An 11,702-nucleotide genomic window follows, 5' to 3' on the forward strand; every position below is an offset into this window, starting at 1 on the left:
ATTAACCCTAGAGTCGAATAGCCGAGAAGTCAAAAATGCAGCAAAAAAATAAGTAATAATTACAATTATTTATATTACTCGGCAAATTATTGACATCGATTGAATGCCAATGAAAGGAGAGCGCCATGCCCGCTTTATAAAGACAGGTTCATTGACCGCTTTTCTTCCAGCAACTTGTCGATCACATCCGGTTCCGCCAGCGTAGAGGTATCGCCATGATTATCGGTATCGCCAATGGCGATATTACGCAGGATGCGACGCATGATTTTGCCGGAACGCGTCTTGGGTAACGCATCCGTCCAGTGCAGCACGTCAGGCACGGCGATAGCGCCGATCTCCTGGCGCACCCAGTTGCGTACCTCGGCATACAGCTCAGGCGTCGGCGCCTCGCCGCGGTTCAACATGACATAGGCGTAAATCGACTGCCCCTTGATGTGATGAGGAATGCCGACCACCGCCGCTTCGGCGATCTTCGGGTGCGATACCAGCGCGGACTCGATTTCGGCGGTCCCCATGCGGTGGCCGGAAACGTTCAGCACATCGTCGATGCGGCCGGTTATCCAGTAATCGCCGTCCTCATCGCGACGAGCGCCGTCGCCGCTGAAGTACATGCCTTTAAACGTCGAGAAATAGGCCTGTTCGAAACGTTCATGCTCGCCAATCAACGTACGCGCCTGGCCCGGCCAGGAGTCGAGGATCACCAGGTTGCCCTCACATTCCCCCTCCAATAGCCTGCCGCTGCCATCGACCAGCGCCGGCCGCACGCCGAAAAATGGCCGCGTGGCGGAGCCGGCCTTCAGCTCCGTTACGCCCGGCAGCGGCGTCAGCATGGCGCCGCCGGTTTCAGTTTGCCACCAGGTATCGACAATCGGGCATTTGCCATTGCCGATGGCGCGGTGATACCAGGCCCAGGCTTCCGGGTTGATAGGCTCGCCGGCCGTGCCCATGATGCGCAGCGAATCGCGGCGGGTGCCCTCGGTCGCCCTGTCGCCTTCAGCCATCAGCGCGCGAATGGCGGTCGGCGCGGTGTACAAAATGTTGACCCGGTGCTTATCGATCACCTGCGCCAGGCGATTGGCGCCTGGATAGCCGGGCACGCCCTCAAACATCACCGTGATGGCGCCGCAGGCCAACGGGCCATACAGCAAATAGCTGTGGGTGATCGCCCACCCCATATCGGCGGTGCACCAGAAAACATCGCCATCATGATAGTCGAACACATATTTAAAGCTCAGGGCGGCGTACACCAGATAGCCGCCGGTCGTGTGCAACACCCCTTTGGGTTTGCCGGTCGAGCCGGAGGTATACATGATAAACAGCGGATCTTCGGCGTTCATCTCTTCCGGCGCGCACTCGGCGGCGGCGTCTTGCATCAGCTCATGCCACCAGCAGTCGCGGCCTTCCTGCCAGCCGATCAACGCGCCGATGCGTTGCAGCACCACCACCTTGCTCACGCTGCTCACCCCCGGTTTTTTCAACGCCTCATCGACGTTTTGCTTCAGCGGCACGCGGCGACCGGCGCGCACCCCTTCATCGGCGGTGATCACCAGTTTCGCGCTGGAACCGATAATGCGCCCGGCTACCGCCTCCGGCGAGAAGCCGCCGAAGATCACCGAATGCACGGCACCGATGCGCGCGCAGGCCAGCATCGCAATTGCCGTTTCCGGCACCGTCGGCATGTAGATGGCCACCACGTCGCCTTTGTTAACCCCGAGTGTTTTCAGCACGTTGGCGAAGCGGCAAACGTCGTGATGCAACTGCCGGTAAGTGAATGTCCGGGATTGCGCCGGATCGTCGCCCTCCCAGATGAGAGCGGGCCGATCGCCGCGCTTCGCCAGATGGCGATCCAGGCAGTTGGCTGACACATTCAGCGTGCCGTCCTCAAACCAACGGATGCTGACGCGCCCTGGTTCAAACGAGGTGTTTTTTACCTGAGTATAGGGCCTGATCCAATCCAGAATTTTGCCATGCTCCCTCCAGAAGGCCTCCGGCTCCTGGATTGAACGCCGGTAGTATTGTTCGTATTGTGCCCGATTGATCAGCGCGTTTTGTGCAACGGTGACGGGAACTGCGCGTTTATGCGGCCGCTTCATAGGCCGTTACTCAGATCGACGGCGATTCTTTTATCTTTTTTGCTTTCCAACCAGCGATCGGTATCCAGCAGCCAAAGTTCGGTAATATCCAGCTCATAAAAACGCCGCGATCCCTGCCGGGCGAACTCAGACAAAGGCGGCATCCATTGCGTTCGAATAGACTCGTCCGGGAATTTTTGACATGAAAAATAACGATAAACCTCGTCCGTTTCATTTTCAGACACTTCCCTCGACACGCCAATAAACTGCGCGCCATCGATCCCTAATGGAGACTCTACGGGCAAGTCAGCGAGATAAAGAGCGCCGCTGACTCTGTTATCATGGCGCAGGTTTTCAGAATGCCTGGCATGTCGCTCCGAACACCAGATTATTTTCAGCGGTATGCGGTTTACCACATAGCTGAGCGTCGCAGCCCAAACAGAACCATCTAAAGAACGGCTGGCAAGCGTGAAAAATTGAGCGTGCTTTAATAAGAAAAGACTTCTCTCTTTAATTGACATCGACATAATGCCTCCAAATAAAACCCAATAACAAATTTGTAAGAGGTGAGATTTTATATAGCACTGACAATGAAATGTAAAAATCAACGTTGCGAATCATAGAAAATCAAAGCACGCCATTTAATCTGACGGAAGTATTATGCTGATTGGCAAGTCATTTTCTTGTATTCTCTAAATGCATCCACAATTCGTTCGAGAGCATGATTGCTGAGATTGGCATTTGCCGTCAATCTTACTTTCCCTTTATTTTTCGTTGTCGCCGGATAGCAAAAGATTGTCGCCAATATTCCGTTGCTCTCCAGATGGTTTTTCAGCGACATCACTTCTTTCTCTGAACCGATCTCCAATGAAATGATTTGCTCGCTGCCGCCGGAGACGTCATATCCCAAATCGTCCAATGTGGAGCGAAGATATTTCGAATGGGCATGCAACTTCTCTCTTTTCTTGTCCGCCGCTTTAATATATTCAATGGCATCCATAAACCATTTCAAATCATAGTTCATGACGGAGGAACTGAACAATGACGGGTGCGATTCAAGCTGGAAATAGTCTTTGAAAATGGTCGGGCATGTGATTAATCCGCCCCGGCCGGCAAAGGTTTTAGCCAGACTGGCCGTGATAAAATCGACTTTATCCGTCAACCCTTGCTCATAAACGACACCGCGTCCTTGCGGGCCGTGCGTGCCCGCAGAGTGAGATTCATCGACGACCAGCACACAGCCGGTTTCCTCCGCCAATGCGACAAAATCCGCGATGGGGCACATGCTCCCATTGGAGCTGTATACCGTATCCACGACAACGATGCCGGGGCCATGGCGAGCGATTTTTTTTCTGGCGCTTTCGGCGCTGTTATGAGCGAAAGGATGGGATGTCGCGCCGGCCAGGCGCACGCCGTCATGCAGTGACATATGCGCCAGAATATCGATATAGACCGGCGTATCCTCGTTGGCGATAGCCTGGATCAGCCCGGTATTGGCGGCATAGCCGGATTGGCACATGATGCTGTCTTCCGTGCCGAAAAACTCGGTGAACGCCCGTTCAACTTCCGCCTGATAGCTGGTTTCATTGAGCAACACGGACGACATGATTTTCTCCCCCGTCCTGTCTCTTTTGTTGCTGAGGTGAAGCTTTTCTTCGTCACAAAGCCCCAGATAATCATTGGAGCAAAGTATCACATCATTATCATCTTTCGGATTAACTTTAAATAAATTAACCCCACCCCATTCGGTATTGAATCTATGTTGAAAACGCTCATGAATTCTTTTACTTAAGAAATTAGGAACCTCTTTTCTCTTCATATTGCATTTCTCCAGGTAGGTTGGTCGAGAACTGCGTACATTTTATATACGCAAGGAACTTTACCTCGTCAAGTTTGCGACAAGCCTCAACACAATTAACATTAACCATAAAATAATTTAAAGTTTAATCATTTTCATACCATTCCTTTAACGGCACTTTGTAAAAATAAAATACATTTTTAGCAAACCTCCGACATAATCCGTATGTTCCCATCAACGCAAACCACCTGTTAATAACAATGGGACTCTTAACGTTTACTTTTTACAGATGTTTTCCGGCCTAAGTCCAATCATTGATTACTCACATGATATAAAAACTGGAGTGCAAAATGTCTAAAACGTTTAACAATGTCATAGAACAGTTTATTAATCAGTCCATTAAATCTCCAAATAATATCGCGATAGCTTATGGCGACATGCAAATGACCTATCAGCAATTGAACCGAGAAAGCGATCGATTATGCAGCCGACTGAAGCAGGCGGAAATAGGGCCAGGCCATTGTATTCCTTTAATTGTCCAACGCACGCCGGAGTTTATTATCGGCATGCTGGGCATAGCTAAAGCGGGAGCCGCTTATATCCCCATCGATGTTCACAACCCGGAAAAGCGCATTGCACAAATTGTTGGGCAAAGCCATTCGCCGGCGGTACTGATAGGAAGCAGCGCATTTTCTTATCTTGCTGAAACAACGGGGCTGCAGGTGATTGCCATTGATAAGCCAAGTCAAGAGCCTATCTCCGCACCGCCCCCCTCTTCCCTGCCTGAGCCAAGCAACATTGCCTATGTGATCTTTACCTCCGGCACGACGGGCATGCCGAAAGGCGTCATGATCACTCACGCTGCGTTGCACAACCTGGTGAACTGGCACAACGCGAATTTCGCCGTGGATCAACACTGCCGCAGCACGCTGATCGCCGGCATAGGATTCGATGTCGCCCAGTGGGAAGTGTGGTCTCCACTGATCTGCGGCGCCACGCTGGTGCTGCCGGATAGCGAAGAAACACGCCTGAGCCCCACAGCGCTGCTCGATTTTTTTGCTCGCCGCCGCCTGACTCATGCTTTTGTTCCGACGGTACTCGTGCCGGAGATTGTCAGCGCCCCGCAGCCGCCCGAACTCTCGCTGCGTTATCTGTTTACCGCCGGCGAAAAGCTGAACCCCGTCAGCCTGTCGCAGATCGATTACCCGCTGGTAGATTATTACGGCCCTACCGAGGCGACCATTTTCACCACCTGCAACCCAGTCGCCTGCGCCAGCACCAACCCTGTGGCCAGCATCGGCATGCCGATCGCGGGTGCAGAAGCGTTTATTTTGGATGACAACCTGCAGCCGCTCAAGGATGGCGAACCCGGTGAGCTGTTTATCGGCGGTCCCGGTTTGGCCGTCGGCTATTTAGGCGATGCTGAAATGACGAACCAACGCTTCATCCCTTCACCGTTTACGCCGGGTACACGCCTTTACCGCAGCGGCGATCGCGCCTGTCGACTGCCGGACGGGCGGATACAATATCTGGGCCGACTCGACGACCAGGTTAAAATTCGCGGCAACCGCATAGAGCTGGGGGAAATTGAAAGCGTCCTGCTGCGACACCCGCAGGTGAAAAGCGCCGTTGCGCTGGTGCAAGACGAGCCCGAGCTAGAAAAACGCATACTGGCGTTTGTCAGTTCGCACGCCGCTGATTCTTATGAGTTCCAGGAATCGCTGCGGCGACATCTCGGCGACGCACTGCCGGCTTACTTCATGCCTTCGGCGATGATCGTGTTGCCGCGTCTGCCGCTGACGATAAACAATAAGGTGGATAAGCATGCCCTGCTGGCCCACCACCAGCGACAATGCACCGAATCCGCCTTGCATAAATCGTCCTTTACCCCTCGTGAAGCGCCTCTGGCCGAAATCTGGCAGGCACTTCTGGGCGTTTTACCTGGGCCGAACGACAACTTCGTTCATTCAGGCGGCCACTCTCTGACGGCGGCAAAAATGGCGGTCGCGATTTCAGAGAGAACAGGTGTTCGCACCTATGTGCACGATATCTACGATCACCCGACCATTCGCCTATTAGCCGAAGCGCTTGAGCAGCGCAGCCAGACTATTTCGCCGAGCAGCGCGGCCGAACCGCTGCGCATTCTGCAAGACGATATTTTCTTGCCGGACGATCTTCACATCGATCCCCGTTTCGACGAACGCCAAATTACCGCGCCACGTTGCATTCTGCTGACGGGTACCACCGGTTTTGTCGGTAGCCACCTTATGGCCGACCTGCTACGCAGCACCGAAGCGAAGATTTATTGCTTGATCCGCGGCCCAGATGCGCATACTGCGCGGCAGCGGCTGCTGCAGGCACTCGCGCACTACCGCATTGCGCTGACAGAGGATCAGCTCGCGCGAACCTTGCCGCTCTGCGGCGATATTGCGCAACCGCAGTTAGGCCTCACGACGGCGGAATATCAACGGTTAAGTCAGGAGACCGACATCGTTTATCACTCTGCCGGTGCGGTAAACTTTATCCAGCCTTACTCTTACCTGAAGCATATTAACGTGCAGGGGGTGCGGGAGATTATTCGCTTTGCGGCGCAGGGGCGCACCAAACCGCTGATGCTGCTCTCCTCCATTGCCGTCTACAGCTGGAAGCCGCCGCATTCCGAACGGTGGATCATGCATGAAGATGACGATATCGATTTGAATCTGCCGGAGGTGCTGACCGATATTGGCTACGTGCGCAGCAAATGGGTCATGGAGAAAGTCGCCAATCTGGCGGCCGCCCGCGGCCTGCCGATGATGACTTTCCGGCTGGGCTATGCGACCAACCACAGCGGAACGGGCGTCAGCGCAGACTATCAGTGGTGGGGAAACCTGGTTAAGACCTGCCTGGATTGCGGCATCGTCCCCACGCTGCACGAGTTTCGCGAAGGATTGACCACCGTCGATTACATCACCAGCGTGATTGCCCATATCAGCCGGAATCCTCAGGCGTTAGGGCATAAATTCCATCTGACCCCCGAGCCCGAAGACAGCCTGACGATGGATGCGTTTTTCGGCCTGCTGGAGCAGCATTTTGGCTTCAGCTTCCAACGCCAACCACTGGCCGAGTGGTTTGAACATTGGGAAGCTGACCCCGAATCACCGCTTTATCCTTTGTTGAGCCTGATGAAGGACAATGCCACCGGGGGGCAATCGACGGCGGAGCTGTATCAAAACACCTACCAGTGGGACAAACGCAACGTGAAGAAATTTTTGCAAGGCAGTGCGATTCAGGAAGCGCAATTTACCCGTGAAGTGCTGGCGCGCTATTTGCGACAGTCGATCGGTTATCGAGGAAGCAATGTGAACTGACCGGCGATAAAACCGGTGCGGGCGGGATCCGCCATTGTTGTCCCGTCCGCTCATCTCGATGACGGCCTGAGCCGAACACGATTATTCCCCCTCAGAAACAGTGTAACCACCGTGAATGGATTTATCCGCCGCTCTCGCCTGCCGTAAATTGTGATTTCGGTCACGCTGCGCCCCTCGCGCGGCCTGCGCATTCACCTGAGAAGAGCGGCATTATGCTGAATCATAAAGATAACCCTGCATCATCCCCGTGGTTGGCGATCTTCTCGCTGACGGTTGCCTGTTTTGTCATGGTCACCACCGAGTTTCTGCCGATCGGTCTGCTGACCAACATCGCCCCCTCGCTCGGCGTCAGTACCGGCAGCGCCGGGCTGATGGTCACCATGCCCGGCATCGTGGCGGCGGTGGCCGCCCCCGCATTGAGCCTGATGTCCGGCCGCCTGGATCGGCGTTTATTGATGCTGGGGCTGTCGTTGCTGCTGGTGGTATCCAATCTGGTGGCGGCGCTGGCCGTCAACTTTCCGATGATGTTGCTCGGCCGCGTGCTGCTGGGCGTCTGCGTCGGCGGCTTCTGGTCGTTCGCCGCCAACTATGGCCGCCATCTGGTGCCGGAAGCCAGCCAGGGGCGAGCCACCGCGCTGATCCTCAGCGGCGTTTCGGTCGGCGCGGTGTGCGGCGTGCCGATCGGCGCACTGGTCGGCGATCTGTTCGGCTGGCGCGCCGCCTTCTTCGGCGGCGCGGCGCTGGCGGTCGGCGTACTGTTGGCGCAACTGCGCTTACTGACGTCGGTGCCGCCGTCCCGGCCGGTCACGCCGCGCGATCTGGTGCTGCCGCTGCGCCTGCCGATGGCGCGCATCGGCCTTATCGCCATCGTGCTGCTGTTCATCGGCCACTTCGCCGCCTATACCTATCTGCGCCCCCTGCTGCAGCAGGTGTTCGTGCTCAGCCCGTCGGCCATCTCGCTGCAGCTGTTGGCCTATGGCGCCGTCGGCCTGCTGGGCACGTTCCTCGGCGAACGCCTGGGGGAATACAGCCTGCGCGCCACCTTTATCCTGATCGCCGCCATGTTGGCGGGCATCCTGATCGTCTCACCGCTGCTCAGCGGCCTCGGCGGCGCCACGCTGATGGTGATGGTCTGGGGACTGGCCTTTGGCGCCGTGCCGGTGTGCGCCACCAACTGGATGTTCGCCGCGGTGCCGCAGGCGCCGGAGGCCGGCCAGGCGCTGCTGGTGTGCGTCGTCCAAATCGCGCTGGCCTCCGGCGCATTGCTGGGCGGCGAGGTGGTGGACTGGCAGGGCGTCAGCAGCGCCATGCTGTTCGGCGGCGCGCTGATCCTCTCCGCCGCGCTGGTGTTCGGTCTCAGCTTGCGCGCCGGCGTGATTGGCGCTAAACAGTGTTAATCATTATTTACCCGCATAAACACGCGCCGGCGGCAGCCGGCGCACTACGCTGAGAGCCTATGGACCATCATTTACTCGCCATACGGGTGTTCAACCGCGTGGTGGAAACCGGCGGCTTTACCCGCGCCGCCGAGTCGCTGGGCATGCCGAAAGCCACGGTCACCAAGCTGATCCAGAGCCTGGAAGATCACCTGCAGACCAAGCTGTTCCAGCGCACCACCCGCAGCGTTTCGGTCACCCGTGAGGGCGAATGCTATTACCAGCGCACGGTGAAATGGCTGGCGGATCTGGAGCAGATGGAAGGCTGCCTGACCGAATCGCAAAGTTCTCCACAGGGCGTGCTGCGCATCGATACCGGCGGCGGCACCGCCCGCCGGCTGCTGCTGCCCGCCCTTCCCGACTTTCTGGCGCGCTACCCGCAGATACAGATCGATCTGAGCGTCGGCGATCGCGTTATCGATCTTATCAGCGACAGCGCCGACTGCGTGATCCGCAGCGGCCCGCTGGCCGACTCCAGCCTGATCGCGCGGCGCCTGTTCGATCTGGACTGGGTCAGCTGCGCCACCCCAGACTACCTGGCGCGCCACGGCACGCCCCGCCACCCGTGCGATCTGGAACAGGGTTTTCCGATGGTGCACTATCGCCACCCGCTCAACGACCGCATCCATCCGCAGCGCTACGTCGAACGCGGCAAAGAGATCGCCATCCAACAACGCTACCCGGTCAGCATCAATGAAGGCAACGCGCTGCTGGCGGCGAGCCTGGCCGGCCTGGGCATCATCCAGACCTATCGTTTTATGGCGCAGCCGCACCTCGATGCCGGCGAGCTGGTCAGCCTGCTGCACGACTGGCAACCGCCGCCGGAACAGATGTATGTCGTCTATCCGTCCAATCGCCACCTCAGCGGCAAACTGCGGGCGTTTATCGACTGGGCGATGGAGACGTTTCATTAACCGATCGCCCCGGCTATAGTGGCTTCTCTTACGGACAATAAAAACGGGCAAACCATGCATATCGAACCGCTGCTCGCACATCGTCAGCGCATTGACGAACTGGCCGAATTACTGCATCAGGAATGGGGCGCCTTTGCACAGTGGAGCAACCGCGACGCCATCAGCCGGCGTCTGGCTGAGCGCAGCGAGCCCGGACATCATCGGGGCATCGTGCTGCTGGCGCTGTCGCCGCAACGGCAGATCCTCGGCACCGCCAGTTTGACGCTTTATGAGCTGGCGGATAAACCGGAGCGCCAATACTGGCTGAGCGAAGTCTTCACCCACCCGCAGCACCGCGGTCAAGGCATCGCCCGCAGTCTGATCGCGCGCTGCATTGAGCACGGCCGAAGCCAAGGCATCGACGAGCTCTATCTGTACACGCCCGACCAGCAGGCGCTGTATCAAAAGCTCGGCTGGCGCCCTCTGGAGCAGCGCCGGGTCGCCGGTGAAACCGTCACGGTGATGAGCCGCACGTTGTAGCCGCATGCAGTGTGGTATTATTTACCGCATATTGATTCCCGACGGACAACCACCATGGCCTACATCCCCAAAAACTATGCGAAGCTGGAAACCGGCTACCGCGAAAAAGCGCTGAAACTGTTCCCCTGGGTGTGCGGGCGCTGCTCGCGCGAGTTCGTGTATTCCAACCTGCGCGAACTGACGGTGCACCATATCGATCACGATCACAGCAACAACCCGGAAGACGGCAGCAACTGGGAGATGCTGTGCCTGTATTGTCACGACCATGAACACTCGAAATACACCGAGGCCGATCAATACGGTTCCACGGTAGTGGCGGGTGAAGACGCCCAGAAAGATATCGGCGTCGCCACCCACAATCCGTTCGCCAATCTGAAGGCGATGATGAAGAAGTAATGCCGAAAACAGCTTAATAAGAAAATAACTTATTAAGCTGTTAAATTAACATCCTCTTATCCGCTCCGCGACTTCCCAGAAAATTCCTACTTACCCACCCGGGCAATTCACCGCAAAATAAGCTGCGCAGTTAACGACATACTGGCTTGGCAAGCCGCCGCAGTTGGTGCATATTGTTCGCGAGTTGTTCTTGTTAACCTGTTTGATTATCAACCTAATAAGCGCATTAACTTAATAAGTTATCAGCTTAATAACTTGAGAGATGGCAGCATGATTGTTCTGATTGGCTCGCAAAAAGGCGGCGTCGGCAAGTCGACGAAAGCGGTGAATATCGCCGGGTATCTGATTCTTAAGCAAGGCAAGACGGCGATCATCGTCGATGCCGACGACCAGAAATCGATCATGACCTGGTACAACGACCGTCAGAACGTCGAGGGATTGCCGCATATTCCGGTGGTGGCCGCATCGGGCAAAATCAAGGAAACGCTGCTGGAGCTCGATCGCCATTACGACTACGTGATCGTCGACACCGCCGGCCGCGACAGCGCCGAACTGCGCTCCGGCCTGCTGGCCGCCGACCTGTTCCTCTCGCCGCTGCGCCCTTCGCAGATGGATCTCGACACCATCGGCTATCTGTCGGAGATGTTCTCCACCGCGCAGGAATATAACGAGAAGGTTAAAGGTTATATCGTGCTGAACATGTGCCCGACCAATATCTTCATTAATGAAGCCAACGAAGCGGCGCAGGTACTGAGCGAATACCCGGAATTCACCCTGGTGGGCAACCGCCTGTGCGACCGCAAAATTTATCGTGACGCCTGGGGCGAAGCCATCACCGTGCATGAGGCGAACAACGAAAAGGCGCAGGCCGAGATCGAATGCCTGGTGAAAGAGGTGATCCTGTGAAGAAGCGCACCCCCACCCACCGCATGTCGGAAGACGAATTCATCAACAGCGCCACCTCGCACACGTTGCCGGTCGCGGCGCCCGCGCCGGAAACCAAGCCGGCCGGCCGCAAACGCACCTACAAAGCGATTTCCGTCAGCCTGACGGACAACCACATCGAAGCTATCGATGAGGTGATCGTGCAGGCGGCGCGCAGCGGCATCGTGCGCATCACCCGCTCAGACATCATCAAGCTGGCGATCGACGGGTTGGCAGAAAAAAGCGAAGCGCAACTGCTGGCATTGCTGAAAAAGCTCTGACCGCACGGCAGC

General features: G+C 56.5%; 10 protein-coding genes. 7 read left to right on the top strand and 3 right to left on the bottom strand.

Annotated features, from left to right (window positions below; all coding sequences use genetic code 11):
• Positions 1-134: 134 nt before the first annotated feature.
• The 3 genes from acs to cqsA all read right to left on the bottom strand — a co-directional run bounded on the left by acs (position 135) and on the right by cqsA (position 3,891).
• On the bottom strand, positions 135-2,093 hold the full coding sequence (acs, locus tag AC6BYQ_RS06185) for an acetate--CoA ligase (protein ID WP_498056512.1): 1,959 nt from the start codon (positions 2,091-2,093) through the stop codon (positions 135-137).
• Positions 2,090-2,593 (bottom strand): pyridoxamine 5'-phosphate oxidase family protein, encoded by a 504-nt coding sequence (locus tag AC6BYQ_RS06190; RefSeq protein WP_197667599.1) that lies wholly within the window; start codon positions 2,591-2,593, stop codon positions 2,090-2,092. The genes acs and AC6BYQ_RS06190 overlap by 4 nt, the downstream gene beginning before the upstream one ends.
• Positions 2,594-2,730: 137 nt before the next feature.
• Positions 2,731-3,891, bottom strand: a complete 1,161-nt coding sequence (gene cqsA / locus AC6BYQ_RS06195; RefSeq protein WP_074054790.1) for an alpha-hydroxyketone-type quorum-sensing autoinducer synthase — start codon at positions 3,889-3,891, stop codon at positions 2,731-2,733.
• A 329-nt stretch (positions 3,892-4,220) separates the two neighbouring features.
• Between cqsA and AC6BYQ_RS06200 the strand changes: the two genes are divergently transcribed.
• The 7 genes from AC6BYQ_RS06200 (at position 4,221) to AC6BYQ_RS06230 (ending at position 11,690) form a co-directional block, all read left to right on the top strand.
• A complete protein-coding gene (locus tag AC6BYQ_RS06200) occupies positions 4,221-7,220 on the top strand; it encodes an amino acid adenylation domain-containing protein (RefSeq protein ID WP_498056513.1) in 3,000 nt (999 codons plus the stop codon).
• 212 nt (positions 7,221-7,432) lie between these two features.
• Positions 7,433-8,617 carry an MFS transporter gene (locus tag AC6BYQ_RS06205; protein ID WP_063918971.1) on the top strand — a complete coding sequence of 395 codons (1,185 nt, stop codon included), beginning with the start codon at positions 7,433-7,435 and terminating at the stop codon, positions 8,615-8,617.
• Positions 8,618-8,676: 59 nt separating this feature from the next.
• Positions 8,677-9,570, top strand: coding sequence for a LysR family transcriptional regulator (locus AC6BYQ_RS06210; RefSeq protein WP_063918970.1), 894 nt, complete (start codon positions 8,677-8,679; stop codon positions 9,568-9,570).
• Between the two features lie 54 nt (positions 9,571-9,624).
• On the top strand, positions 9,625-10,089 hold the full coding sequence (locus tag AC6BYQ_RS06215; protein ID WP_019453915.1) for a GNAT family N-acetyltransferase: 465 nt from the start codon (positions 9,625-9,627) through the stop codon (positions 10,087-10,089).
• Positions 10,090-10,143: 54 nt separating this feature from the next.
• The gene (yajD, locus tag AC6BYQ_RS06220) at positions 10,144-10,485 is read left to right on the top strand and encodes an HNH nuclease YajD (protein ID WP_004939576.1); all 342 of its coding nucleotides are present in this window, start codon (positions 10,144-10,146) and stop codon (positions 10,483-10,485) included.
• A gap of 270 nt (positions 10,486-10,755) precedes the next feature.
• The gene (locus AC6BYQ_RS06225; protein ID WP_019453916.1) at positions 10,756-11,391 is read left to right on the top strand and encodes a division plane positioning ATPase MipZ; all 636 of its coding nucleotides are present in this window, start codon (positions 10,756-10,758) and stop codon (positions 11,389-11,391) included.
• On the top strand, positions 11,388-11,690 hold the full coding sequence (locus AC6BYQ_RS06230) for a hypothetical protein (protein WP_063918969.1): 303 nt from the start codon (positions 11,388-11,390) through the stop codon (positions 11,688-11,690). The genes AC6BYQ_RS06225 and AC6BYQ_RS06230 overlap by 4 nt, the downstream gene beginning before the upstream one ends.
• Positions 11,691-11,702 lie beyond the last annotated feature (12 nt).

The sequence above is a fragment of the Serratia sp. LTN-2 genome, assembly GCF_059740205.1.

Bases quoted from the DNA above. Each gene is read 5' to 3' on its own strand.
- acs (WP_498056512.1), bottom strand. From the start codon at position 2,093: ATGAAGCGGCCGCATAAACGCGCAGTTCCCGTCACCGTTGCACAAAAC.
- AC6BYQ_RS06190 (WP_197667599.1), bottom strand. From the start codon at position 2,593: ATGTCAATTAAAGAGAGAAGTCTTTTCTTATTAAAGCACGCTCAATTT.
- cqsA (WP_074054790.1), bottom strand. From the start codon at position 3,891: ATGAAGAGAAAAGAGGTTCCTAATTTCTTAAGTAAAAGAATTCATGAG.
- AC6BYQ_RS06200 (WP_498056513.1), top strand. From the start codon at position 4,221: ATGTCTAAAACGTTTAACAATGTCATAGAACAGTTTATTAATCAGTCC.
- AC6BYQ_RS06205 (WP_063918971.1), top strand. From the start codon at position 7,433: ATGCTGAATCATAAAGATAACCCTGCATCATCCCCGTGGTTGGCGATC.
- AC6BYQ_RS06210 (WP_063918970.1), top strand. From the start codon at position 8,677: ATGGACCATCATTTACTCGCCATACGGGTGTTCAACCGCGTGGTGGAA.
- AC6BYQ_RS06215 (WP_019453915.1), top strand. From the start codon at position 9,625: ATGCATATCGAACCGCTGCTCGCACATCGTCAGCGCATTGACGAACTG.
- yajD (WP_004939576.1), top strand. From the start codon at position 10,144: ATGGCCTACATCCCCAAAAACTATGCGAAGCTGGAAACCGGCTACCGC.
- AC6BYQ_RS06225 (WP_019453916.1), top strand. From the start codon at position 10,756: ATGATTGTTCTGATTGGCTCGCAAAAAGGCGGCGTCGGCAAGTCGACG.